Consider the following 25,643-nt stretch of genomic DNA (forward strand, 5'->3'; position numbering starts at 1 on the left):
CTCCGATTTAAGAGTGCACGCACGATTTTAACGATGCGCCTCTAGGAGCCACATATTAACTTTTATCAGTCTGGGCTATTTGTTGCCGTTCCCACATAAGTATCACATTAAATACTTTGCGAATATTTCGATACTAGAATTACAGAAAGTATATAACTTAATAATTAATTGTATAGTACAGCTTAACGCTGCCCACAAATGTACTACTACGTACATTGCCGTCCTACAGCGATTGGTGACAGGCACAAATACGGACACAAGAGACTGACAGACTTAATTACACTCTGTCACCATAAATGTCAGATTAAGCGCTGATCAATCCAATTGAATAACGCAAATGCTTGCCTGAAGCCGAGACACTTTCTCGGTCTAGCGTTTAATGTCACCTTAAGAAAACAGCTCAAATTGTTACCAATTAAATTAAGATCATACCAATAATATTTCTTTAACTACTAAGCGCCATTCTTTGTATGATGTTATTAGAGCAGATGATTTATCCATCATTTGTTGAACCAATGAGTCATATTTCAGCCCATCTTCCCCAAGCACCTGCTCGATCACAATTTAATTGCGGAGCTAAGCACATTCTAAAGTTTGTTTCAGCTTGTCCGTATGGGTACTCATCAAACTCTTTGTTAATAAAAGAAAGTAGATCATTAAGTGAAGTAGAGAGTATAGACATTTGTTGTTTTAGTTTTCCATCGAAAAACTGATTTGTTGTCTCTGTTGTATAAAACAAAAAATTTCTCAGCTTTTGAAAGTCATCCCATATAATAGCGTCACTTGTGTGCATATAATCAAACAGGTTATTTATATATGTCTCATCCATCATAGCATTTAGAGATTTGAAGATTTTTACATCATGCTCATCTCTTTTTAAGTTATAGATTTTCTCTTTTTTTGATAAGACAAACTCGTGAAGGCCTGTGTTTATAAGGTGATAAGTTAAGCCAACTAGAACTAGGCAAAAACCCCAAGCAGTATCAGATTCTTCAGTTATAGAAAATTGAAAACCTGTTTCAAATATTAAGTTTATCAGTGTTAACCACAAAGGCTTAGACATCAGACCTAAGCCGCTGATTACTATTAGCCAAGTTAGTTTGTTGTAAAATTTAGGACGTAACAACTCAATGAGTTTTAAGAGCCTGTCCCACCACAAATCAAGTGATTTACTCATTCAAATACATCTCCGCCATGTCATCTAGTCTGGCCTTTACTTCTTTCCAATTGGGCATTACTTGGGTTAATAAACGCCAGAAGCGCTCGCTGTGGTTGTGCTCAGCAATATGGCAAAGCTCATGTAGTATCACGTAATCAATGCATTCTTTCGGTGCTTTAACGAGGTGAGGGTTGAGCATCAAGTTGCCTTTTGTTGAGCAACTACCCCATTGCTTTTTCATTGCCATCACACGAAAAGAAGGAATGCCTGTTACCCAAGTAGCTTTCGGAAGGAGTTCGGCTAGTCGCTCATGAAAAATGGCTTTTGCTTTATGTTGATACCACTTGTCGATTAGTGGTTTAATTTTCACCAACCGATCATCATTATTTTTGCTAATGTCATACTTGATAGTGACGTTCAATTTGCCACGGCTTAGCTTTACGTTAGGATCTTGCTCTGCATCATTGATGAGCTTTAATACATAGCGCTTACCTAAGTAAAACTGTGTTTCACCACTCACGTAACGCTTAGGTAAAACCGAATCTTTTTGCTTAGCAAATTCATCAATGCTTTGCCAAATCCATCTGGCACGCTTATGCATGGCTTCTTGAATAGCATCATCACTTGCATCATGTGGCACTGTAGCCACAACACGCTGATCAGGGTGAACCTTAATAATTACCTTGCGTGCTGTTTTTTTTGCGTTATCAGCAGGTTTGCTTTTACGAATAACATCATAGTGAATGGTGTCGTTACCATAAGTAAAAACACCACGCTCATTTGTTGTTGTTCGGAGCTCGGCAGCAACCGTTTGTTTACTCACTCTCGTTAGCCCCTTGCTAAACCTAAGCGAGTGATCTTAAGCACTTCTTCAATCAGCTTTTGAGCGTTTTCAAGGCCAAGATCAGCAAATAACAGCGGTAACAGCTTCATGTGAATAGCGTTTTCAATCTCCGCAGGATTGATTGAATACTCAGCAACAGCAGTATTCACTACATCATCAATGCTAAACGCCAACGCTACGAGTTTTTCGTTATCTAAGGCTTTGTCATTCAAGAACTCAGCATCAAATAGATGCTTAAACAAACCAAAGTAGGCTTGTGCATGTTTATTTAACTTGCCAGAGGCATCTATAAAGTCATAGGGAACATCTGCCACTTTGCGGTCTTTAACTTCCTGCTCAAAATCTGCAAAAAGGATGTATTGCTTAACGGGCGCATCGAACATCGCTTTGGCATCTTCAATCGCCTTTTTAAGCATTTTAGAAAAATACTCTTGAGCATAAGGATCATCAGCTAAGTCTTGCTCAATCATCTTAGTTATTCGACCTGTGATTTTATCGGTCTGGTTACGAGCTTCGTCATCGCTCATATCCTGTGGTTTAACGTCTTTTCCTAAATTTCCGACCAAATACGCACCGTCAGGCTCTTTAACTTCAATACCAGCAATGTGCTTGTCTAGAAGACTGCGAATATCTTCAGCATATTCGTCATAATTAATGGTTTCGTCAGCATCTTCACGCACTTGTTTGCGCAAATCGACAAAGGCTTTTAGATCACGTTTGTACAAGTCACGTTTGTTGTCGAATGATTTATCTTCAAAGTAGGTTGCTGATTGCAATGCTACTTTCATACAGTTTGAAAATGCAGTTAGAGCTGAGTAAAAGTCATCACGCTTTTTAAGGTTGGTATCGACAAGCTTGCCATCGACATCTTGCACTTTAGGCGCTAACGCTTGGCGAAGTGCTGGGCCATCTTGCTTGTTTTTAACCCCATCAAATATCGCCCATAAATCGCTGTGCAGCCCCGGAAGCTTTTTGTATTCCGTATCCATTCGGTTATACAATCCTTTTAGGTCATCAATATCAAAGCCGCCTTGGGTACGCTCAGCAAGGTCTTGGTACTTCTCAATAGTGGTATCAAGCTCTTTTAAAATGCCTCGGTAATCAATTAAGTATCCAAACTGTTTTTTACTATGCAATCGGTTTACACGGGCAATCGCTTGAATAAGGTTGTGCTCTTTAAGGGGCTTATCGATGTAAAGCACTGTGTTCTTTGGTTCGTCAAAGCCCGTTAGCAGCTTATCAACTACGATCATGATGTCTGGGCCATCATCTCTACCAAAGTCTTCAATAATTGCTTTGGTGTAGGCTTTTTCGTCCATTTTATTAACGTTAGCCTTCCACCAATTTTGCACTATGTCCTTACTTTCTTGATCAACCGCTTCGTGCCCCTCACGAGTATCTGGAGCCGACATTGCCACAACCGATGTCACCGTGCCTATTTTATCCAATGCCTTTTTATAACGAATTGCAGAGGCTTTAGAATCACAAGCTAGCTGACCTTTTAAACTTTGCTGTTTAAAGTTCTGGAAGTGGTCGGCAATGTCGTATGCGATTAATTCAATACGACCTTCGGTTTGGTATATCTGACCTTTTTGAGAAAACTTCTTCTTTAGGTCTGTCTTTTGCTTATCACTTAGTTTGCTAGTGCTGCGCTCAAACCAAGCGTCAATGGCTTTTTCATTAACGTTCAGCTCTGGAATACGCTCTTCATACAAAAGAGGGGTCACGGTTTTATCCTCAACCGCTTGCCGCATGGTGTAGCTGTGGATGATCTTACCGAATTTATTTTCGGTTTTATCGTCCTTTAACAGTGGCGTACCCGTAAAAGCAATATAGGCAGCTTTAGGCAGCGTCTGCTGCATACGGATATTATTTTCACCGTTTTGACTTCGGTGGCCTTCATCCACAAGTACAATAATGTTTGGGCTATCGTTGTAGCATTCTTTGTATTTAATCGCTGAGCCAAACTTATTAATGATCGAGAAGATAACTCGCTCATTTCCTTTACCAATTTGTTCCGCTAAACGCTTGCCAGTCGTTGCCATTGCATCTTTTTTATCTCGGTCAGTTAATACACCACCAGATGCGAAGGTTCTGCTGAGTTGATCTTCCAAGTCCACACGGTCTGTAACAATGATCACACGGCATTGTGCAAGCTCTTCAAGCCATATAAGCGCTTTTGATAAAAACACCATAGTAAATGACTTGCCGCTACCTGTGGTGTGCCAAATAACACCACCTTCACGAGCGCCAGTGTCATCGAAGGTGTTGATGCGCTCAATAAGTGCCTTGATGCCAAATACCTGTTGATATCGAGCGACAATCTTGCCTGCTTTTTTATCGAACAAGGTAAACAAACGAGTCATATCCAATAGTCGCTCAGGGCGAAGCAAGCTGATAATAAGCCTATCTTGATCGGTAACGGTTAAGTCACCTGCTGCAACCAAAGATAGGTAGTCTTCTTTCGCTTTAGCAGGACGATGATTAAATAGTCCATCTATTTGTCCATCGCTCAGTTTATGATTTTTTAACCTGACAAATTCCGCTTCAGGTATTTGCTCCTCTTTCCACTTCGCCCAGAACTTTTCAGGGGTGCCACATGTGGCATATAAACCTTCATGCCCATTTACTGCTAATAGCAATTGGCTATAGGCATACAAGTGAGGAATTTCAGCCTGACTTTGGTTTCGAATGTGCTGAGAAATCGCCTCAGCGTTGGTCGATTTACCTTCTTTATTGGAATCAGGACGTTTCGCCTCAATCACTACTAATGGCAAACCATTCACAAAGCACACAGTATCGGGAATTCGATTACCAGTGCCTTCGGCATTTTGAACCACTAACTCTTCAGTAAAATGGAATTGGTTATTATCGATGTTGTGCCAATCAATGAGTTTAATGGTGGGGTAGGCTTTTTTTCCGTCTATAAATTCGGTAACGCTCACGCCATACATAAGCGCATTGTAGATTTTCTCATTAGCCGCTTTTAACCCTAAGTTCATAGCAGGATTCAGCTCATGCATCACCTTATCAATTGCAGCCTCTGACAATGTATGTTGCTTACCTGCAAACGAGAATGTTTGTTTCGCTAAAAAGGCACGCATAACAGGTAACAAAATAACCTGATAAGTGCTTTTCTTTTCACTTGCAAGGGTGTTACCACGTAGCGCTTCGCATTCACTGGGTGGAATGAAGGTGTAACCTAGGTTGGTTAATAGAGACAAAGCAGGGATTTTTGCGCTGAATTCTTCTTTAAAGTTAGCTATATGATTCATGCAGCGTCCTCTTCAGCAGCATTCTCCTCAGCTTCTGCCAACACACCTAATTGAGTAAATAAATCAGTCAGAGACGGGTAAAGGTTTTCAATATCATCTAAAAAATCTACATATGCCAAAAACAATTTTGACGATATATCTTCGTCGTCATTCGAGCTTCTTAGAAATAGTGAACGACCAAGATTTTCTTCTAGCTTTAAAACAAATTCTTTAATTAAAGGCTTAGACATAACAAGAGCTGTTTGGAAGATTCCGTCTCGCCTCCAAGACCTCATAACGTCTGCGTATTCTAAATCTTCAAATTCAGGTCTATTTCTTTTTTGGCTGTTGAATCTACCTTGTACAGTTTGATTAAGTTCTGAATTAACGTCGCAAATATTTGTTTCTATATCATCTCTGACTATTGAAACGATCAATTGATTTACATCTGCATGCGGCAAATAGTCAACTAGTGAGCAAATGAACCTTTGTAAAATTGGCATGTCGGAAAATAATACTGACTCAATACAGTAGCCATTGTGACTAAATGGAATGCAGTTTTTTCCTTGAATAAGAGATTTAAGGTTTGTATCAATTACATCTGTAGAAAAATCCCTGTCAAAAATTGCATTCCATGTCTTGCCTCTAAGCATAGAACTCAGAGTTCTTTTGTTGTACTCGATTTTTTGAACAATATTATCTTTCCCTCGTAGAGGAAAAAATGTTACATCCTTTAAGCATCCTGATACCTGTGTAATCTCTTTTAGCTTAGAATTTATGTTTTTAAGATACTCAGCGTCATCGGGGCCTTCAACAAACGCAATATGTTTCGCCTGATTAAGCTGTTCTAATGATAAGATAACTCCACCTAGTGCTCTTTTTATCGTGTCAAAGCTTGCAGTTGCAATTGGTGGTAACAGTTTCTCAGATTTAGCTTCATCACTAAGGAAGAACACTTCGCCTTCACCTGCATTTGTGACGAATTGGTCATTGTGGCTAATTATAAAGAATTGATTGTCATCTATTCCTCTCAAATGTTTGATCAAATTGCCTTGTAGTTTTGTATGAATATGTGAGTCTGGCTCATCAACCAAGAGTAGCTTTAAGGGAGCTTCTAAGAACTCAACTGTTGAGAGAATTTCCGCGATTTGTAAAAAGCCACTTCCCTGTAGGTGCAAATCTTGTTTTTTCCCGTCTCCAATAGAAACTTTAATTGAGACATATTCATCAGTTCTAGCTCTAGTTCTTGGAGGTAAATCAAACTTAACCTGCTTTTCTAAAATATCTGAAATAGCTTCTTGTAGTTGCTGCAAAGAGTCTCGCTTCGCGATAATCTTATTTCGAAGTACCTCATGAGATAAGCCTTTCTGTATTTTTTTAGTAACTTGAGCCTCGTTAAGGTATGGCTCATATTGTAAAACACCAGCAACAGGTCTTGTCTGGTATATAAATACAGCTTCATCTAGGGTTTTGTTGTTCTCGACAAGCTTTTCTGCAAACCTAATAAAGTCTTCAAAAAAAATCGGGTTAACACGAAAGAAAGCATTAGATATCGATGATGGTGTTGATACCTTGAAACCTAGCTTGTATTCTTCGTCGTCAATTTTGAGCGTAAGAGACACTTCTGCACCTCTAGCTCTGCCATGATGAAATAGGTCATTGTCGTCTGTAATACGAAGAAAATCTAATTCTTGGTAATTGATATACCTATGATTTCCACCCGTTTGATAGAACTTCTTTTTTGAAGCTTGGATATAAGCTGAATAGCATTTTTCCCATAACTGAATTGCCTCAAATATGGTTGACTTACCGGCGCTATTCTCACCAATGATGATATTGAAAGACTCATTTGGAGAGATACTTATCTCATCGAATGCTTTAAAGTTTTTTAAGTGTAATTTTGTTAAACGAATTCTCATTTGAGAGGTCCTTCTACTTCTTCAATATCATCAGATGAATGTTCTTGTTGTACTCGTCTCTGTTTATATATATCCATAGCAAAGTGTGTAGGTATAGGAAGCCTGTAATGCCTGCACCCTGTTAGAATTATTGGCCAGAATGAATACTTAAAAGCACTCATTTCGTATACCTTGTTTGATTCTTCACATTCTTTTTCTATTTGGTCGATTAAATCGCCAGGATCTCCTTCAATGCAAACATGAGACAATGTTGCACCGTGCATTTTGTCATATCGATAGAAATGTTCTTCCGATGATTCGTCAAAGAAGAACACTTGAAAATTGCAATGTTCCAAGAACTCTTGTTTTAGTTTTTTGATTATATTGTGTGGCTCAGTAAGCCCCAAAACAGAGGAGTAAATAGATATGACAGGATACAAAACAGAGCCTTTTGTAACACTTTTCAAATACTCGCTAGAATTATCAATAGGATGCTCAATCAATTCAGAGTAGCTATTAAGAGTTGATGGGTACTTATCGTTTTTCTTAAATGCTTGATAAATTCCATCAGCGATATTTATAAGCCATGAATTTATCTCATTCCAATGCACAGGATCTAAAGACAAAAACCAAACAGCCAGAGCCAAGTCAATCGCTTGATCATCTTTGTAAGGAGAAAACAGAATTGGATTATTTATTATTAACTTCTTAATCGATTCTTGGTGATTTGACACAGAGTGGCTAAGCGACTCAATGTTTGGGTCACTTTCGTCTTTAATTTGTGATAAATACCAATAAGTCCAGCAGCCACTGAGTGCCAACCGCCCTAAAACATCGAAGAGCTTTAGATTGACGTCAACAGCACATGACGGCCTTACAGCGTTAGATAATGCATAAAGGTTGTCCGCATGTGGAATTATCTTTTCTTCTACGTACTGGCCAGAGATTTGTAAATTCAATCTAAAAATCGAATCTAACGTGGTCAATGTAGAAACGGCTACTTTGTTCTTTTTATCAAATGCAAACTTGGCTGCATCCCAAGCGTTTAATAGGACAAACTCGGCAGATAAAAAGGCGCTTTCAATATTATTCTGCTCTCTGGACCACGAATATAGTATCCACAAACAAAGATAAAGTTGTCTAATACCCATTAGAATCTTTTTGGGTTTTAGCCCCTCTACGGTAGTAAGCTTTATGGCCAACTGTGTGAAATGTTTGAATGATGTTTCAGGTTCATCGATCATTGCCAAGGATTTTCTTAAAAGAGCACGGCAGTCTTCTGGGAGCAGTTCCTCTCGAAGCATAAATTTCTCAACGAGAGCAGCTAAGCGATCTCCATTCCATTCCGAAAAACTTAAATTACTGGTTTTTTGACGTTCTAAGAATAGACTTACATTTGCCCTTACTTCCTCTTTTACATCTCCGCCAAAACATAGACAGATCTCAACCCGCTCATTTTTGTACTCTGATGGAATACGACTAGGAATGAATACGTCGATTATTTCGTTTATTGATGGTCTAAGGTCTTGAGGATTGCCACTATCCCAATCTTTCCTGTCTAAATCTCCGGACTTTACTGAGAACAAATAAACTTTATTGACAGAGTCGCCATCTATCTTGCCATAGGCTCCAACATCAACACCATATTGACGACTTCCAACTCCTGGCTTTAGAAATACTTCTAGGCCCATCTGCGACAAAAGGTCAGGCAGAAGAGCATCAAGCTCTCCACGTTCTTTTAACGATGCTAAGTATTGTCTAATAACTAACTTCATACTTGGCATCCCTCTGCTTTAAACTGCCATAAAATATTTTCTAAACCGTGAGGGTCTACGTTATGCATTGAAGCAAACTCAAATGAGTGGCTGATTTCTTGCAGTGGAATTTCCTGTCTCGTTTTCTGATCACCATGATGTATGTAGTGAATGGACTTGTTTCCATATAGCAATACGGACTCATTGCCTGCAAATAGACTGGTGAGAAACGATTTACTGCGAGCTTTTTTCATCGATTCATCCATGAGTTTATTGTGATGCCGCCAGTAAGTGTGTCGGTCACTTTCACTTGGTTTCAGCTCCTCTATTTCTAACGCAGCTCTAATGGAAGTCTGGTAATTTTCGTAGGACGTCAAAACATTATTCGCTAACTGTGCAAGTCTTTTGCATTCAGCCTCTTTTGAACTCTTCATCCGTTCAGTTATACTTTTTGGATAGCTAATGCACAAAGGGTTAAATACAGCTTTTTCTATTTCATTCAGTTCTGAATCTGGCGCAATCGAAATTAAGGATTCAATAAGATTGATTGCTGTTTTAGGCTGATTGAAAAACCAACCACAAGCTTTTCGAGCTAAATATACGTATACACCTTCACTACCACTAGGGATGCAATTTGCGTCAAAACTCAAAGACAATCCTTTGTCAAAATCTCGAACAAGGTCCAAGCTAAATTTGCATAGATAAATATTTTGGGATAGTAGCCACTTAGTTATGAGTGTTGATAAAAACGTATCTTTATAGTTGTGCAGCTCTCTAACGAAACTATCGAACCCCTTTATGGAAACCTTATAGTTGGTTTGTTGAAAGAACTCTTCAAAAAAATTTATGCATGCCTCAAAATCATTACGTTTCAAAATTTTTTCGAGCGCATAATCCAGATTTTTTATTGTGCCTTTGTTTTTTTCTGGAGTATAAATACATATATCAAGTAGTCTCTTTTCAACGTTAACAGAAACTTTCTCTGAGTCATAAAATAGAGTTTCAGAAGCGGCATGAATGAAGTTTTCTCCACGATGCTCTGAATGACAATCAAGAAAACTTAAAAATAGCACTTCTAATGTATTAACTCTGCTAGTGAGAGCAAACAACGAACGCAAGCTAGTCGCAAGAGTTTGGTCGTTTTTAGACGCTTTTGTAGAGTCCATTATCGCTTTTACAGCAGCTGTGATTTGTTCTTCGTTATCTAAATTCATTCTGCCAAGAGCAAAGATAGCCCTTAGCTTAACTAGTTCACACTCTCCACTAATTAAACCAATCGCTTGCTCTACATAATCCACACTGTCAATTTTAGCCCCTGCAATCAGCGCAGTAGAAACATGATCAAACTCTTTATCCCCTAGATCCAGTGCGTGTTTAAGCAGCTCCGTAGGCCGAGTTGGTTTATTAGCGCAAAAACTTATAAAGGGAGGGACAAGCATACCCGCAGCCATATCTTGTCCTGCCTCTAGCGTTAAGTGTTTAATACAGTTTGCAGTAATAATAACTGGAGCATCGAGTTCAGGAAGAACTTCTTCAAGCACTCTTCTAACTGAAAAGAAGTCATGCTGCTCGGGGGAGTTCTTGAACTCACTAAACAGGACTATTAGATCAATTTCTTTATTATTGTGAGCTTCAATTAAAGCTGAAGCCAATATCTTGTCGCCTTTTCTATCCTGATAGTAAATCTTTTGGATGAACTCAAAAAAGTTTTCATCCTTGTATGCTTGAATAAGCTGATTTTTGAGGTCTTCCATTTTTAAACCTTTATATTTTGACTCTTTTCTTGCCAGTTAACAGTTGCTGCATAAGTGCTTTTTTTTCTTGCTTTAGATCAGCAAGCTGTTGTTCTAATAACTCGATTTCTTGGTCAGCATTGCTAAGAACCGATGCAATCTTAGCCTGTTCGGTATAAGTCGGGACTATTAGGTATAATGATTTAATATCATTACTATTTACCGCTTCGAATGTGCTGCCTTGTGAATATTTCTCCCAGCGAGGTTCAAACCAAAGTAACCACTGATATAAATATTCTTGAACATGATGTTTTTTAGCGCTAATTGCTGATATCCCACGACCTATGCAAGCTACATGCTCTGATTTGGCAATTGTTCCGACAGGTGCTCTAACGCTTAATAAAATGTCCCCGACGCTGCATTTTTTGGTCACTTCACTGGTATAGATTCTTGGAGCTGACTTGCGATTTTTAATATCGGCATTTCCCTGAATAAGCGGAAGCCCTTCACTGCTTTCATTGTATGACGATGACTTAGGCGAAGATCCCATAACGGCATCAGCTACTTTGGACAATTTAACTTCTTCCCAAGCACCCTCAAACGGTTTACCTGAATCATCAAGTAGGCGCTTTTTGCCAGTCAGCAGTTGTTGCATCAGGGCTTTTTTCTGCTGTTTGCTGTTTTCGATTAGACGCTCGGTGGTGCTAATCGCTTTATCCCAAGTAGATAGGATTTTGGCGATTTTGCGTTGTTCTGAGAGTGGCGGAAGAGGAATTAGCATCTTCTTTAGAATGCTAGCATTAACGTTTTTTTGTGCTCCTCCAGCTTCACCAGAAGATATATATTTTTTACCGTATTCAGAGTTAATAAAACGACAAATATAGTCAGGTAACGCTACATCCTCTTTAAGTCTTGTTATCAACGAAGTAAAGCATTGAGCATTGTCGTACTTTTTTGGAACAACCGCTGATAGTCCGGGATAACCCGTTCTGACTGTAAGAATATCTCCAGCTTTTAATCGCTTATTTTTGTGCTGTAACTCGTATTCCTCATTAACAAAAAGTATGTCAGAGTCATCAATAAACCCCTCTTTAATGTTCAGATTACGCAACATTCTTATTCCGTTATCTGCATATGCATGTGTTGCTGCACTAGCAATTCCAACCATAATTTTATCTGCAATATCATTCAGATAAACTGGATTCCAATCCTTAGGCACCATAACCTAACTCCTTCAAGTAGCCTTCCATTTCTGCTTCAAGGGTTTGCAGCTCGTTTTTAAGCTGGACGCGCTCAGTGCGAACTGCAACTAAATCAATTTCTGCTTCTTCTTCAAAGGTATCAACGTAACGAGGAATGTTGAGGTTAAAGTCGTTCTCTTGGATTTCATCAAAACTTGCTAGGTAAGCGTATTTATCAACGCTTTCACGAGCCTTGTAGGTGTCGATGATTTTTTGAATATTTTCGTCAGTTAACTGGTTTTGGTTTTTACCTGATTTAAACTCACGACTGGCATCAATAAACAATACGTTTTTGTCGGTCTTGTGTTTTTTAAATATTAAAATAGCTGCTGGAATACCTGTACCAAAGAACAACTTTTCTGGAAGGCCAATTACCGTATCTAGCAAGTTTTCTTCAATCAGTTGTTGACGGATTTTGCCTTCGCTTGATGCTCTAAATAACACACCATGTGGCACTACCACTCCCATTCGGCCCGTTTCGGGTTTTAACGTTTCAATCATGTGACTGATAAACGCATAGTCGCCTTTAGTTTTTGGCGGAAAGCCACGTCTAAAGCGCCCATAAGGGTCGTTGCTGGCATCATCATGTCCCCACTTATCAAGTGAAAATGGGGGGTTGGCTGTAACTACATCAAAGTGCAGTAAGCCGTTTCCGTCTTTCTCTTTTAATAGTGGGTTACGAATGGTGTCGCCCCATTCAATACGGTGGTTATCCTCCCCGTGAAGGAACATATTCATTTTGGCTAATGCCCAAGTTGAGCCAATGGCTTCTTGCCCAAATAATGCGTATTTTTTTGAGCCAGAGTTTTTACGCACCATAGCGCCACATTTAAGAAGCAGCGATCCACTGCCTGTACATGGATCACATATTTGGTCGCCTTCAACTGGCTCTAAAACCGTTGCTAAAAGAGTCGAAACTTCGGGTGGGGTATAGTATTCACCAGCGGTAGCACCACTGCCAGCCGCAAAGTGTTTGATAAGGTATTCATAGGCATTGCCGATGATATCTAAGCTACCCACACGCTCAGAACTTAAATCTAAAATGTCTTTACCAAAGTCTTCCAATAAGTGACGAAGTAAGTCATTTTTTTGTTTTTCTTGGCCTAATCGATCAGTGTTAAAACTGATGTCTTGGAATACGTTTTTAAGCTTGCTGCCGTTGGCTTCTTCAATAGCGTGAAGGGCTTTATCGATGCGCTCACCATTGCCTGCTTCATAACGCTTTTCATAAAGAGCCCAGAAACTTGCGCCTTCTGGAAGTACAAAGCGCTGCTTAGACATCATGGCGTGAATAAGCTCAGGGTTATCACCATATTGGGCAACCAGTTTGTTGTATTCGTCTTTATAAACATCAGAGATGTACTTTAAGAACAGCATTGTCAGGATGAAGTCTTTATAAGTATCGGCACTTATCACACCCCGGAAGGTGTCACAAGCAGCCCATACCGCCTTATTGATATCATCCTGATTGATTTGGTTAGATGAGGTCATATTTTTAAGTCCTTATTATTAACTTTTAATCTGTTTCGTTTTAGCCAATGCTTTCAAGTTCATGAATAGCAATGGCTTCTATTTCTTGTTGTCTATTTTCAATAAGCTTTTGTAATACTTTTTGCTCTCTAACTGCACAGCGGTGCATTGCTGCGAGTTGTTTTTGCTTTTCAAGCTCAAGCACCTTAATAGGCACATTCTCCAACACTTGCCTGCGAATACTTAGGTACATTGAACCTTCGGCAGTGGCTTTGAAATAACGCTGTGCAGGTTGTTGGTTAAGTTGCCAGCACAAGAAATCGGGCACAATCACATCTTTAAACTCAGGCTTTAAACGCACCACAAAAAAGTGTGGTGAGCAGACTGTGCGCTCTAATACCTGTTCTACTAATACGCTGTAATGTTTTGCCCCTTTAGCGACAAATAACACATCACCATTTTGTAACCAGTCGGGCTGTTTCTTCGTGTTTAATACGGTTTCAACCATAGTGTATTGGTTGATTTCACCCGTTGGCTCGGTATCCCTCACCTGAACAACATTTACATCACCATTGTCGTATTGCTTCACCGTCCCACGAAAAGGGTGGCCTAAGCGGATATCGGCAATATCACTCAGGCGCAGCTCTTCAGTAGCTTGGCGCATTTTTGCATTCATGAACGTAAAGCCTTGGTTGTGATCACTAAACCGATTTATCCAAAAAGCAAATAAATGCCAATGGGGTATGACCAACTGGCGTTACAAAATCGGAATTAATTTAATGAAAATTATTGTGGCTGAAATTGCTTGTTAGGTCAATTTTTTTGCAGTATTGTAATGGAGCATTTAGTTTGAGTGACATTTATCTCAAAGTTGTAAAACAAACAGTAAATTTAGGCAGCCTGCCTTACTATCTACACACTGCTTTTGGAAACGCAAAGCAAAGAGGGTTTATTGATTTAATCTTGGATAAGTACGCTGAAGATGGTGTGCGGGAGCTAGCTGCAACCAAAATGCGTAGCCTCATTGAACTGAAATATCTCTATGGTATAAGGTGCAGAGTTACATTTGTCAAACCTTAAGAACTCGAAACATCGTAAAGTATTATCTATTCTTATTTCAGGCTTCTAAATCATGTTCGAGGCGGTGAATTAACCTGTGGACCTCTTTTAATTCCGCGCTCGTACATACCATGTCTATGGGCCTTTTGTTAGCAAGAGAAAACACTGGAGTTTTCAACCACATGGCGAGCCTTATTTCGTCTCCCTCAAAGTATTGAGATACGGTAGCTATCAATTCAATTAATCTGAAACACCTATCGCTCTCTTCTACATTTAATCGATTTGCTTTTTTGCGACGCGATAATGTTGTTTTACTTATTCGCAAGAACTTCGCCACTTCAGTGTCATTCAAGTTTATCATTTCAGAAATTCGAATAACGATGGTATACGTGAACCCTGCGTAAAGCGCGTTGTAAAGTTTTTCACCTCTTGCAGGAATACCAAGTCGGTCCCAGATAGTTCTAGAATCGAAATTTTCGGGCTGCCAATTATTCATTATAACTACCTAGCTTGTTATCATCGTTTAAGCAATTGCAGCGTATTTCTGTGCCTCCAGTCGAAACATCAAGTTAATATCAAAGGCGAATCTATCGTGTACCCTACGTGCCATTTGAGATATTGGTGCCTCCATTGATATATCAATACAGAGTTGACTGGTTTACTCTAATAATTACCGAAGCTTGATTGATAGATATTTTCTTTTAATCAAAGCCTACTTTACATCATGTGTAGAGCACATCGGATCTTCACGTATATCTTCTAACTTCTCTAAAATCGCCCTTATTAAATTATCTCACAAAGATTTATTTTTAGCTTAAACAGTTTTTTAAGATTCCAAGCATATCCTGTAGAACTTTGAGCGCTAGATTTACAGCATTAGTATTTTTTCATGAAAGCGCCCAAATGAGTCAATTGTCGAGCTATACCAATTGAGGAGGGGCTCGCTGGGATGTTCTCGTGCTACTTCCAAGTTAACGCTTCTAGATGTTTTGACTGACTCAGAGTTACTGTGATAATCCTCTATTTTATCTGAATTTAAGTAAACCTTATTCTTACTTTCATCAGAAGAGTGAAGAACAATAGAATGAGGCACGTCATCGGCCACACGACCTGCAAACTCAAGTAACCTAGGATGAGCAGGGGTAATGAGATACCCAATCTCTCGTTTATCATGTTGTGCTCTCAAAACACGCCCAAGTACTTGTCTAAAGTACAACTCGGTTGTTACCAATGATAAATAGCAACAAACCCGTAAGCGAGGTATGTTTGTTCCCTCGCTAATCATACTAATAGATATGATCCACTTTTTTGTACTATGTTTGAAATGCTGGATTAGACGATCTGGTTCATTTTCCTGATATGTGACGACTTCGCTGTGTTCACCAAGTTCACTTAGTAAACTCTGGATATGTTTAGCGTGAGAAATCGAAGCTGCAACGATCAGTCCGCCGGCATCACTGTTATTGACGCGCTGTTCATTCAGGCAAGTTATTCCTCGCTTAAGAATTTGGCGTAGTATTTCATGATGACCAATTAAGTCAGCGTAAGAAAGAGAACTATAATCAAGGAACTCTCCTATGTATTTGAAGTTTCTTTTCTTATCATCCTCAATAACGCTGATAAGGTCATTATCAAGTAAAGTTAAGTGAGGTAGTCGACACACTCCGTCTTTAATCGCTTGCTTTAAATCGTATCGATAATCAACATTTATCTGATTGTTGTCACCTACATAATTCGCGAGCGCAATTGGTATTGTATCACTCCTCCAGGGCGTTCCTGTTAATGCAAGTGTATATCGAGCTTTTCCTTGAATATGCTTTATGATCTCTGCTCCCCAAGCATTTGAATTTTCGATTTTATGACCGGCACAGTGGTGGATTTCATCAAAAATCACGAACACTCGATAACTGTTCAAGAGATACCAGAATGTATCATCTAAATGTCTCATACTTTGATATGTAAGAGATGAGCCTGATGCTCCGAGACTTCCACTAAAACCTTTTCCAGTAATGGATTCAAGTTCGGCCTTGAAGTCATTAGCGACCACTGTCGAAGGTGAAAAACATAGAACAAGGTCTACCCTGTTTTCTTTTAGGAGAATGTCAGCGAGAGCTGATGCCATAAGAGTTTTGCCCGCTCCGGGAGTTGCAAGGCATAGAAAGTGGGAAAATGGAACTTCAAATTTTTTTAGTGCGGCACTTATAGCTTTTTTCTGCCAATTCCTTAGCTTCACGATGTCTTTGCCTCGTAGTCAGCAAGCAACCGTTCAAAACCTTTGACTTTCCCTAACATAAGTTTTGTTTGCTCTTTTGTGTCCTGATAGTAGGGTTTCACGTACTCAGCAAATTCAGGCATCTCTTGCACCCATTCAGAATAAGCTTCTGTCTCACCCAAGTTTGTCAGCATTTCTGTCTTGTAACGTTGAATTTTTTCTTTGAGTTTAGAGACTATAATTTCGTTGTTTTTACTAGTTTGATTAGGTTGATGGCTACTTTCATTAGATTCTGAACACCATTTAAAAACTATAGCTTTACTTTCTTCCAGTCTTATAGAAGAAAGTACTCCTTCTTTTGCTAACTGTTTCAATCGCCGGTACACGAATTGAGTAGCATTTTTCTTTTTATTAAATTCCTCTGAATATGTTTCTAAAAGATGCCTCGTGACATCTTCAACCGTGAAAGAGTGCAAATTAAGAGAAATGATAAATGTATAAAAATCAATATTGTATCTGTTTTTTGGCATTGTTTTAGTCTTAATGGCTCAACTTTAGTCTCGAAATTCGCGACATGTTACTTTGTCTCTATCATCGAGACAATGAAAACATCTGTTTATTCCTCACATTACGACAAGCTCAGGTTGTGGTTAAAAGCACGACGCGAAGAGCAGTCTTTATCATTACGAGAGGTCTCGGAAAAATGGGGCCGGCACCATTCTATTTTAGGGAAAATTGAACAGGCTCGACGAAAGGTGGAGTTGGTAGAGTTCATAGAGCTGTGCGAGATACTCAATGCGGACCCACATGAGGGTCTCTCTCTACTCATAACATCGATGAACGATAATTATTAGGTTAGAAATATCTGAAGTTCTATGGGATTTTAGAGTCTGAACTACTTGTTTTGACTATTTGCATTCTGAGGTCAGAGTCGCCTTTTTCCAGCCTTGTCCAGAAACAACATGTTACTTGGAATTTTCTCTATTGGTAGTGTTGAGTCCATACTCATTTTAATTCGAATAATGTCGTGCTTAGGAGCCGTAGCCAAGGTAGCGGAACGCAACAGAGGTCCCAGCACAGCTAGTTACAGCACCTTGTTAGCAATTTACCAGCCTTGAAATTTAATAGGCTGCATTTTCTCCCGTGGTTTAACCGGGTAGGATGCTTGGCATTTTGTACATGTAAAAGTGCCCGCCATTACCCTACTATCTTGCAAAATATGTATCTCTTTTGATTGTGCACAGCTAGGGCATGCGAAGTGGCTTGGCTCTTCTTTAGATTTAAAGACCACCGCACCTCCGGCTGTAGCAACCAGTTGATATTGGCCGATAACGGTGGTCCAACTATCTCTATCATTGATTTGTTGCTTTAGAGAATTATTCTCTTCTTGAAGCCGAAACAGCTCTTCTCGAAGCATGAAAATTGCGTCCTGTGCTTCACCTACTTTTTTGACTGCCTCATTTATACGCTCCAATGTTGCCGTTTCAACTTTAAGATTGTTAAACCCCGCGAAGATGTCTTTGGCAACCTTTAGACCATTATACGCAGCACTTATTGATACTAGGTCCATTCCTGCTCCTGTAGATAGCTAACTTCCAAATATGAGGCGCGACATAAAGTTTTTGTATGACGTTTGACTGAACAAAAAATTCCTCATACCAATGATATATAACACATAGTACGCCCAAACAGCTACAACTGCCCCATCTATTAGAACCCCAGTTAAAGTATAGATAGGCATGTGGGCAATAACAGATGTCCAATATATAAAAGTACCGACTCAGCGAGCCAAGTTGTTATTCACTAAAACAAAATAATTTGAAATGATTAGTTCATTGTTGAGCAACGCGTAGCTGGACCAATCTTAAAGCTATTTTTGTCTATCTTTCGCCTCTTAGAGGTCGAAATACTTCGTAAAGCATTTGAATAACTGGGTCCCACTGAGTACGCTTGCGGATGGAAAATGTAAAATAGGAATCAGGTCACAAGGTGCCAGCAATTCTGATGTAGCTTTGTCATTCTCGAGATCATCCACGTTCAAAATCCGAGCCATAATATCTCCCTCAGCAACGATTTTACCGGGCTGGGTAACATATTCAACCATTCCTCCAAATTGGCTATACAGAGTTTTATAATCTCTTAAATAAACCGCTTTTCTTGACATACTAAAGGGTGTTAATGATGGGTCCTCTATAACTCCCTTGTATGCCAAATATGTCAAGATACTAACAGCGTCATCATTTCCTTCTTTGAAATCGATAACTTCCTGGGACCCCATCTCCACCGTGAATGCCTCTACGTTGAAGTCAATAACTACATTCGGGAACTTTTCTCTTATAAGATCTGAAAGGGTCCACCAAGGGCAAAAAGTAGCTTCATCCAGCGCTCCGGCAAAAATGTTTGGAATCAGAATTACATGAGGAATGTTGAAGTACTTTGCTGAATCTTTGGCGTATTCTGGTACGTATATATGTCTAGTGGAAACTGGACCGTTGTGCAAGTCTAAAACGATATCTGCTGAAAGGGCGAGATTTTGAAGCTTTAGGTTGAGCGATTCCGCCAACCCCAAACCCCAGCTATTGTTTAAACGTTCTTCTATGGAAGCCTGTAATGTTGATCGATACTTCTTTTTAATCGATTCAGTATCCAATATAGTTTCATCAGTCAGCTGTTCGGAAAATTTACGAATCGTACTTTCATCATAGTAATAAGCGCGGTTCCAGTTTTGACCATTGACCGGATCGAAACGACCTAAAGTATATTCTCCCGATTTCAGGTTACTGCCTACAGGGTTGCAGTTAGGCACCATGATGATCTCTCCATTAATAGTGTTTGAAGCGAGAAAATTAAATAGATGATGCAGTACAACGTTACCTTGGACTTCTGCTCCATGTATGCTGGACTGTATATAAACCGTAGGGCCCGGATTGTTATTGCTAAATCGGTAAACGGGTACTTTTAGATTTCTTCCAGATGCGTTCTGAGCAACTACCAAGTATTCTTTAGTGAAGTTAGAATGTTCAATCGTCATAAATAATGAAGCAAGATAACTAAATATTAGAGTAAGGATAACAGCTTAAATAAGACCGTAAATAGTATCCTGTCTCTATTCTTTAAATTGATGGAAGCTATAGAGATTTGATGAGTAATAAAGCGGAAAAAAGTATCTTGAAGATAAATCGGCCCGTTTTTTCTTAGGATACAGTAATTAGCTGTATCAATTAATCTGTCTTACTTCTATTAGTATCCTGATTTTATTTTACATGTTAGGATGCAAGGTAACGTGGTTATTTACCATCTTATTCAGCGCTTAAAAGATATGGATATTTGCGGCGAAATTATCCTAGTGCCCAACTGTAATCCCATTGGAACCAACATCAAAGCTGGTGAGTACACATTAGGCCGTTTCGACCCTGTAAACGGCACAAATTGGAACCGAGGCTATTTCTTTGACAAGGGCGCGGTTGAGCACTTCGCCAAAACCGTTACCCGCGAAGAGTCAATTGAAGGCATAAAACAACGTTTTCGTGCTCACTTGTCTAACGCTATCGACAACAAACTGGCTGAACCGTGGGGCTTAGGACTAGCGCAGCAGCTAAACCTAAAGCTACAGCAAATGGCTGTAAACGCCGATTTTGTATTGGATCTCCACAACGGACCGGTGTCTACCCGCCACGTTTATATTCCCGAATATGCCAAAGACAGTGCAAAGCTATTTAACATTCCCCACTGTATTTTTATTCCAAACGTATTTGCTGGGGCATTAGACGAAGCGACATTTTGCCCGTGGTGGACATTGCAAGAAAGCATTAAAACGAATTTAGCGCGTGAGATTAGCTTTAACGTTGAAGCCTTTACGCTTGAAATGGGTAGCCAAGAGGTTATCGACTTTAACGAAGGTAATATAGACGCCACCAGTATTCTTAGCTACTTAAACGCCAAAGGCGTACTGCACGAATGCGATATAAAACCAAAAGCAATGCAGCGTTTAGGCGTGTATTTAAAAGACTATAAAACCCTGTTCACCAACTGGGGCGGCATGGTGGAATACATGGCAAAACCCGGCCAAACCGTGAAAAAAGGCGAACCGCTGGCGCAAATTTTAAATATCGATGACCTAGATACCGACAACGGCAGCAGGACCCTAGAAGCCCCTTGCGATTTAATTCCCATCCTGCACTTCCCTTCTGCTTCAGTATTAAGTGGAACACAGTTATATAAAGTGTTTACTAACTATAGGGAGTTGTAGGTTTTTTTGTGCCAGTAAAAACGTTTACTCAACGCGTTTAACTAGAAAGGTAACAAAAACCTGATAGTACGCGTTGAGCTAACACACGCGTTTCAACGAAACAATTTTAGAGGCGACGAACGCCAAAATACAAAAACACCAGCCTTCGTTTATAAACCTGACAGACTGTCGCATCAGAACAAAACTGATCATCTTAGTTGGTGGTGTTAGTAAGTTAAAAACAGCGCCGAACTGTTGAAAGTATTCCATAATGAATTTTTGCAAACATATTTGCAGGCGCGGTAGGCGAAGCGATATTTAGCTCGCGTTGAATACTTTCATCTAATAAAGGATATTTCTCTTTAGCTACAAACACTTTATTCATTTTTGACTGTTTTAAATTAGTTAGTCTAAGCTAATTAACAATGCACAGAATCCTAAACGAAGCCAAGGACGAAAACTAATGTGGTTTAATAAACAGCCTGTAGCGACGAATTCAAACATTGAGATGGAGAATCTCAAAAAGGAAAACGAAAGGCTGCAAGTGCAGCTCTTGCAAATGGAGTCTCGTTTACACCAGTCTTATGAAGAAGCTGAAGAACTCGCCAGAAAAGTTAATGTCGAACGAACCATTGTAAAAAACTTTTTTCACTCGCTTGATTCATTAGATTTGGTGAGGCATGACGTGGCTCACTCTGCGACTCAACTGCACGCAGAAAAAATTCGTTTAGACAATGTGCTTGAAGATATTAGTGGTACTAGTACAGCCCTTTCAAACTGTGTTGAAGTGCTGAATGCAATGACGGGAAATTCAGACGCTATCAATGGTTCGATTGAGTCGCTTGCACAATCCAGTAAAGATATTGAGTCGTTTATAGGGCAAATACAAAGTATCTCAGAACAAACAAACCTTCTAGCGTTAAACGCAGCCATTGAGGCAGCAAGAGCTGGGGAGCAAGGGCGAGGTTTTGCTGTAGTCGCGGATGAAGTTAGAACGCTTGCTAGTCGTTCATCTGAAGCATCGTCTAAAATTTCAGATTTGACGGTAAAAGCTTCTGAAAGAACAGACAGTACTTATCATCAAATCAAGGAAAGTACACAACAAACCTTGCAAGTAGCCAGTTCTGCATCGCAAATAAGCGCATCCCTTGATAACGTTGCCCATATTGCTGAAGACATGGCTAATGTTATTTCTCTTTCTAGCGTCAGTACTTTTATCCAGACCGTTAAATTAGATCACCTGGTTTGGAAGGTTGAAGTGTATCGAACTATCCGGGGAGAAAGTGAAAAGACAAAAGATGATTTTGCAGACCATCACCAGTGTCGATTGGGTAAGTGGTATTATGAAGGAGATGGTAAAAAACATTACAGTCATTACGCGGAGTTTTCACATTTAGAGGGCCCCCATGCATTAGTCCACCAGTCAGGTATTGCGGCTTTAAATGCACATGAAAACGGGGATGGAACAACGTTAATCACGCACCTAAACAAAATGGAAGAAGCCAGCGCTCGAGTTTTTGACTTCTTAAATAAATTAGAAAACAAAGTGAAAAACGAGATGGGGCATTAAAAATACTTTCGCAAAACTTGTAAACCTATGGACAAAAACAGAGATGCAAGCGCAACTCTTGGCTTAGTTATTGGTAAGAGGTACTTTTTAGTTGATGGGCACCTAACCGAAAGTCGTTATTGTCGTCCCCATCCCTTTCCTCCCATTTCTACCAACCGAGACGCGGCTCGTCGAAAGGAAAAGGCGAGATCATTGGCAGACGAAAATTGTGCCAGTGACACGCCAATTCGTCCCGTCGCCGACCACTCATAATATTTCCCTTCTTTGGTGCGGATCATGGTGGTCGCAAAGGAACTCGAGTTTCCTCCCTTGTCATTGACGATCAATTCGCCATCGCCGTCACTGCTTTCGATTTGCGCTTCAAAATCAACAAACAATTCGTCGAGCGGGACTTGTGCCGCCAGCACCAAGCGGGTACGGGATTCATAACACGCGTCGACAAGAGTCACAAATCGTCGTGCTTCGTTGAGGTGATTGGCGTCCAGTTGAGGGACATGTTCCATGATGATAACCGGAAATCGCCGGCAGAGAGAAATATAATCGGCCGCCCCGAGCGGTTGGTAGCACAACTCGGAAAAGTCAAACCAAGCGCACCGGTCATTGAATCTGGCGACCTGGACGGTGCGACCAAAGAGGACGGAAATGCTCTCGGTCTCAGTAGTGGATGCAGTGCCACCAAATATTTCTTCCAACTGCGCCTGTATGTTGTTAATACTATTATCGCCATGAATATCCTTACTTAACCAAAAATAGGATTGGCCATCCGCCCGACTTTCGAGACGATAATCCTTCTGGGAGTCCTCCATGGAAATGATGTCGAACGTGTGTTTTAACATGTCTATGAATGGCAAAAAGAGAGAGCGGTTAATGCCTCCCTCATACAAGGCATCGGGGGCGCGATTCGAGGTGGCCACCACCACGACATTCCAATACGATAAGAATAAAAAAAGTCGTTTCAAAATCATAGCGTCGGCAACGTCTGTCACTTGAAATTCATCGAAACAGAGAAGTTGGGCTTCTTGTGCCAATTGTTGCGCAACAATGGGGATCGCATCGTCTCGTGGGTGTTCCTGTTTGTAGACAAATATTCGATGATGGACGTCTAGCATAAATTCATGAAAGTGAACGCGGCGTTTGGTAATTTTTGCGTGTTTGTGGCTGTTATTTTTACAGCAAGAATCATCATCAGGAGCATTAACCAAGGCGTAAAAGAGATCCATTAGAAAGCTCTTGCCAACCCCGACAGGCCCATGAATGTAAATGCCTCGCGGTGATGGACCAAAAGACCACAAATGGAGCTTCTTTCGAAGAAAGGACTGAGCGGATGCCAGAGAACGCCCCAGTAACCGAGGGCCGCTGCTTGCACAACTGCCTTCTCTTCGATAGTCGGTGCGCATGGGTACTGGTGGGAGCGCAGCAAGAGACTCGTACAGGGCATCGAGTTTTGCTGCCAGAGCGACTTGCGCGTGATCTCGTTGCACCTCCCCCGCATCCACCTTGCGTTCATACGCCGCTGTCACGGGGCCTGTTTGGAGACACCGCTTAGCGACGCGATGTTGTGCTGTCATCTTCTTCGTCACCGTCTTCATCATGGCCTCATGCGTTTATTAACTAGAAAGTATGTACGCTAGATTTCTGCATGAGTATCAATTGATACTCATCCACACCCTCCTCTATTTTTAACAACAGCTTTGCTCTCACTTTCGATATTCGAGTCGGCAATCTGTTTAGTGCAATGGGGCAACGCAGAAGCTTTAGGATAGAGGCAAAATAAAGCAATATTTTTCATAAACTTAAAATACATGACGCCTCATGTTTTCCATAATGACATCTATTTAATGTTCTTAAGAGGGTGATATTCGGCTATTTTTAATCTATTAATCATGTGATGATACTTCGCTCAATACGGTCTGATAGTTGGTTTTTTTTACCGACAGCTTTAATTTGATTGTTCACCTTTTAAAACCAGCGCCTAACGACCGCAATTGGCCTTGAGTTCAATCAATGGGCGCAACACATTGGTTAAATCTCTGTGCTGGTGTTTCATAGTCTAACGTTTTTCTTGGTCTTTCGTTAAGTTGTCTCGCTACACTGCTAAGTTTTTGTTGGCTGTGTACTGATAAGTCGGTACTTTTTGGAAAATACTGTCGTAGTAATCGATTGGTGTTTTCATTGGTACCACGTTGCCACGGTGAGTAAGGATCGCAAAGATAGACTTTTATATCCGTGGCTAGTGTGAATTGTTTGTGGTCTTTAATTTCTCTCCCCCTGTCCCAAGTTAGAGATTTATATAGTTCCTTAGGTAGCTTTTGAGCGTGCTTGATAAGTGCAGCAATCACGGTCGACGTTCTACTATCATCCACTTTCGCCAGCATTACGAATCGAGAGTGCCTCTCTACTAGTGTCGCTATGTAACTGTTGTTGGAGCCACATATTAGGTCGCCTTCCCAGTGACCAGGGATCGCTCTATCTTCAACTGATGCAGGTCGTTCACTTATAGAAACAGCATCAGGGATTTTGCCTAGACCTAACCTTTTCAGTGAAGATTGACGAGATTTGCGAACCGCTCTTTTTGACCGCAAAAACTTTTGTAGCTCTTTCTTTAGAGCGCCTCGCGTCTGAATGAAGAGTGTTTTATAGATGGTTTCGTGAGACACGTACATTTCCTGATTATCGGGGTATTGTCGCTTTAACCAACCCGCAATTTGTTGTGGCGACCATGCCCTTTTAAGCTTAACAGCTATTAGTTTACATAACTCTGGGGATCCAATTAACTTACATGGCTTAGGTCTCAATGCTTCATCCCATGCTCGTTGTTCAGCTTTCACGGCGCGGTAGTGCTTCAACCCACCATTTCTTTTTACTTCACGGCTAATTGTAGATGGCGCTCTGGACAAACGTCTGGCAATTTCTCGAATGGATTGTTTACCGACTAAGCATCGTGATATTTCTTCTCTTTCATCAAGCGAGAGAGACTGTGGATGTCTTTTTCGTTCTGGTGGCCGAAATCCACCAGTTTGATAAATAGTTGGCATAATAGAAGAGTGAAAGCGATCAAACATTCTAGCTATATCATGCAGCGAATCACCTCGCTTATATCTGTCCCAAATAAGCGCTTTCTGTTCTGGTGAGTAATAGATACGTTTTCTTTGTTTCATGGCAACATTCCTCCTTTAATAAGGATAGCGTTGCACTCACCAATTGAACTCAAGACGTAAAGC

General features: G+C 40.3%; 19 protein-coding genes and 1 pseudogene. 4 read left to right on the forward strand and 16 right to left on the reverse strand.

All coding sequences use genetic code 11. The features are described 5' to 3' along the window. Nucleotides 1-520: 520 nt before the first annotated feature. From C6Y39_RS04490 to C6Y39_RS04530, 9 genes are read right to left on the reverse strand one after another with little or no spacing between them, the layout of a single operon-like run. A complete protein-coding gene (locus tag C6Y39_RS04490) occupies nt 521-1,177 on the reverse strand; it encodes a hypothetical protein (protein WP_105930124.1) in 657 nt (218 codons plus the stop codon). Next, nucleotides 1,170-1,982: a M48 family metallopeptidase gene (locus tag C6Y39_RS04495; RefSeq protein WP_105930125.1), complete on the reverse strand. Its 813-nt coding sequence runs from the start codon at nt 1,980-1,982 to the stop codon at nt 1,170-1,172. Before C6Y39_RS04495 ends, C6Y39_RS04490 begins: the two co-directional genes overlap by 8 nt. 5 nt (nt 1,983-1,987) lie before the next feature. Next, on the reverse strand, nt 1,988-5,278 hold the full coding sequence (locus tag C6Y39_RS04500) for a type I restriction endonuclease subunit R (RefSeq protein WP_105930126.1): 3,291 nt from the start codon (nt 5,276-5,278) through the stop codon (nt 1,988-1,990). Continuing rightward, nucleotides 5,275-7,176: an ATP-dependent nuclease gene (locus C6Y39_RS04505; RefSeq protein WP_105930127.1), complete on the reverse strand. Its 1,902-nt coding sequence runs from the start codon at nt 7,174-7,176 to the stop codon at nt 5,275-5,277. Before C6Y39_RS04505 ends, C6Y39_RS04500 begins: the two co-directional genes overlap by 4 nt. Further along, nucleotides 7,173-8,930 (reverse strand): hypothetical protein, encoded by a 1,758-nt coding sequence (locus tag C6Y39_RS04510; protein WP_105930146.1) that lies wholly within the window; start codon nt 8,928-8,930, stop codon nt 7,173-7,175. Before C6Y39_RS04510 ends, C6Y39_RS04505 begins: the two co-directional genes overlap by 4 nt. Further along, on the reverse strand, nt 8,927-10,663 hold the full coding sequence (locus C6Y39_RS04515; RefSeq protein ID WP_105930128.1) for a hypothetical protein: 1,737 nt from the start codon (nt 10,661-10,663) through the stop codon (nt 8,927-8,929). The genes C6Y39_RS04510 and C6Y39_RS04515 overlap by 4 nt, the downstream gene beginning before the upstream one ends. Before the next feature lie 10 nt (nt 10,664-10,673). Then, nucleotides 10,674-11,864 (reverse strand): restriction endonuclease subunit S, encoded by a 1,191-nt coding sequence (locus C6Y39_RS04520; protein WP_105930129.1) that lies wholly within the window; start codon nt 11,862-11,864, stop codon nt 10,674-10,676. Continuing rightward, the gene (locus tag C6Y39_RS04525) at nt 11,854-13,374 is read right to left on the reverse strand and encodes a type I restriction-modification system subunit M (RefSeq protein WP_105930130.1); all 1,521 of its coding nucleotides are present in this window, start codon (nt 13,372-13,374) and stop codon (nt 11,854-11,856) included. The genes C6Y39_RS04520 and C6Y39_RS04525 overlap by 11 nt, the downstream gene beginning before the upstream one ends. A gap of 40 nt (nt 13,375-13,414) precedes the next feature. After that, complete coding sequence (locus C6Y39_RS04530; protein WP_105930131.1) at nt 13,415-14,029, reverse strand: restriction endonuclease subunit S; 615 nt, start codon at nt 14,027-14,029, stop codon at nt 13,415-13,417. 173 nt (nt 14,030-14,202) lie between these two features. Between C6Y39_RS04530 and C6Y39_RS04535 the strand changes: the two genes are divergently transcribed. Continuing rightward, entirely contained in the window at nt 14,203-14,433 is a 231-nt protein-coding gene (locus C6Y39_RS04535; protein ID WP_146128590.1) for a hypothetical protein, read from the forward strand. 37 nt (nt 14,434-14,470) lie between these two features. On the opposite strand, the gene parS is transcribed toward C6Y39_RS04535, so the two are convergent. From parS to C6Y39_RS04550, 3 genes are all read right to left on the reverse strand, one after another. Next, a complete protein-coding gene (parS, locus tag C6Y39_RS04540) occupies nt 14,471-14,908 on the reverse strand; it encodes a type II RES/Xre toxin-antitoxin system antitoxin (protein ID WP_105930133.1) in 438 nt (145 codons plus the stop codon). A gap of 372 nt (nt 14,909-15,280) precedes the next feature. After that, nucleotides 15,281-16,645, reverse strand: a complete 1,365-nt coding sequence (locus C6Y39_RS04545; RefSeq protein WP_240618809.1) for a DEAD/DEAH box helicase — start codon at nt 16,643-16,645, stop codon at nt 15,281-15,283. Then, nucleotides 16,642-17,154: a hypothetical protein gene (locus tag C6Y39_RS04550; protein ID WP_205664139.1), complete on the reverse strand. Its 513-nt coding sequence runs from the start codon at nt 17,152-17,154 to the stop codon at nt 16,642-16,644. Before C6Y39_RS04550 ends, C6Y39_RS04545 begins: the two co-directional genes overlap by 4 nt. Nucleotides 17,155-17,226: 72 nt before the next feature. Here C6Y39_RS04550 and C6Y39_RS04555 point away from each other — a divergent pair, with 72 nt between their 5' ends. Continuing rightward, nucleotides 17,227-17,478, forward strand: coding sequence for a helix-turn-helix domain-containing protein (locus tag C6Y39_RS04555; RefSeq protein ID WP_105930135.1), 252 nt, complete (start codon nt 17,227-17,229; stop codon nt 17,476-17,478). A gap of 251 nt (nt 17,479-17,729) precedes the next feature. Here C6Y39_RS04555 and C6Y39_RS04560 read toward each other — a convergent pair whose 3' ends face one another. Both C6Y39_RS04560 and C6Y39_RS04565 read right to left on the reverse strand, forming a co-directional pair. Next, nucleotides 17,730-18,194 carry a hypothetical protein gene (locus C6Y39_RS04560; RefSeq protein ID WP_105930136.1) on the reverse strand — a complete coding sequence of 155 codons (465 nt, stop codon included), beginning with the start codon at nt 18,192-18,194 and terminating at the stop codon, nt 17,730-17,732. A 324-nt stretch (nt 18,195-18,518) separates the two neighbouring features. After that, nucleotides 18,519-19,655 (reverse strand): M14 family metallopeptidase, encoded by a 1,137-nt coding sequence (locus C6Y39_RS04565; protein ID WP_105930137.1) that lies wholly within the window; start codon nt 19,653-19,655, stop codon nt 18,519-18,521. A 240-nt stretch (nt 19,656-19,895) separates the two neighbouring features. Here C6Y39_RS04565 and C6Y39_RS04570 point away from each other — a divergent pair. Beyond that, a pseudogene (locus C6Y39_RS04570) lies at nt 19,896-20,873 on the forward strand (peptidase M14); the annotation flags it as partial. Between the two features lie 442 nt (nt 20,874-21,315). Beyond that, nucleotides 21,316-22,422, forward strand: a complete 1,107-nt coding sequence (locus C6Y39_RS18940) for a methyl-accepting chemotaxis protein (RefSeq protein WP_105930138.1) — start codon at nt 21,316-21,318, stop codon at nt 22,420-22,422. Between the two features lie 116 nt (nt 22,423-22,538). Here the strand turns inward: C6Y39_RS18940 and zapE are convergent, their stop codons facing one another. Together zapE and C6Y39_RS04585 are read right to left on the reverse strand one after the other, a co-directional pair. Next, a complete protein-coding gene (gene zapE / locus C6Y39_RS04580) occupies nt 22,539-24,014 on the reverse strand; it encodes a cell division protein ZapE (protein WP_240618810.1) in 1,476 nt (491 codons plus the stop codon). A 405-nt stretch (nt 24,015-24,419) separates the two neighbouring features. Then, nucleotides 24,420-25,580: an IS30 family transposase gene (locus C6Y39_RS04585; protein ID WP_105929651.1), complete on the reverse strand. Its 1,161-nt coding sequence runs from the start codon at nt 25,578-25,580 to the stop codon at nt 24,420-24,422. Nucleotides 25,581-25,643 lie beyond the last annotated feature (63 nt).

It is taken from the genome of Alteromonas gracilis (assembly GCF_002993325.1).
GTDB classification, from domain to species: Bacteria; Pseudomonadota; Gammaproteobacteria; order Enterobacterales; family Alteromonadaceae; genus Alteromonas; species Alteromonas gracilis.

Excerpts from the sequence above, each read along its gene's own strand:
- C6Y39_RS04565 (WP_105930137.1), bottom strand. The coding sequence starts at position 19,655 with ATGACGATTGAACATTCTAACTTCACTAAAGAATACTTGGTAGTTGCT.
- C6Y39_RS04585 (WP_105929651.1), bottom strand. The coding sequence starts at position 25,580 with ATGAAACAAAGAAAACGTATCTATTACTCACCAGAACAGAAAGCGCTT.
- C6Y39_RS04500 (WP_105930126.1), bottom strand. The coding sequence starts at position 5,278 with ATGAATCATATAGCTAACTTTAAAGAAGAATTCAGCGCAAAAATCCCT.
- C6Y39_RS04550 (WP_205664139.1), bottom strand. The coding sequence starts at position 17,154 with ATGCCAAAAAACAGATACAATATTGATTTTTATACATTTATCATTTCT.
- C6Y39_RS04520 (WP_105930129.1), bottom strand. The coding sequence starts at position 11,864 with ATGGTGCCTAAGGATTGGAATCCAGTTTATCTGAATGATATTGCAGAT.
- C6Y39_RS04530 (WP_105930131.1), bottom strand. The coding sequence starts at position 14,029 with ATGAATGCAAAAATGCGCCAAGCTACTGAAGAGCTGCGCCTGAGTGAT.
- C6Y39_RS04560 (WP_105930136.1), bottom strand. The coding sequence starts at position 18,194 with ATGGACCTAGTATCAATAAGTGCTGCGTATAATGGTCTAAAGGTTGCC.
- zapE (WP_240618810.1), bottom strand. The coding sequence starts at position 24,014 with ATGATGAAGACGGTGACGAAGAAGATGACAGCACAACATCGCGTCGCT.
- C6Y39_RS04515 (WP_105930128.1), bottom strand. The coding sequence starts at position 10,663 with ATGGAAGACCTCAAAAATCAGCTTATTCAAGCATACAAGGATGAAAAC.
- C6Y39_RS18940 (WP_105930138.1), top strand. The coding sequence starts at position 21,316 with ATGTGGTTTAATAAACAGCCTGTAGCGACGAATTCAAACATTGAGATG.
- C6Y39_RS04555 (WP_105930135.1), top strand. The coding sequence starts at position 17,227 with ATGAAAACATCTGTTTATTCCTCACATTACGACAAGCTCAGGTTGTGG.
- C6Y39_RS04505 (WP_105930127.1), bottom strand. The coding sequence starts at position 7,176 with ATGAGAATTCGTTTAACAAAATTACACTTAAAAAACTTTAAAGCATTC.
- C6Y39_RS04525 (WP_105930130.1), bottom strand. The coding sequence starts at position 13,374 with ATGACCTCATCTAACCAAATCAATCAGGATGATATCAATAAGGCGGTA.
- parS (WP_105930133.1), bottom strand. The coding sequence starts at position 14,908 with ATGAATAATTGGCAGCCCGAAAATTTCGATTCTAGAACTATCTGGGAC.
- C6Y39_RS04490 (WP_105930124.1), bottom strand. The coding sequence starts at position 1,177 with ATGAGTAAATCACTTGATTTGTGGTGGGACAGGCTCTTAAAACTCATT.
- C6Y39_RS04510 (WP_105930146.1), bottom strand. The coding sequence starts at position 8,930 with ATGAAGTTAGTTATTAGACAATACTTAGCATCGTTAAAAGAACGTGGA.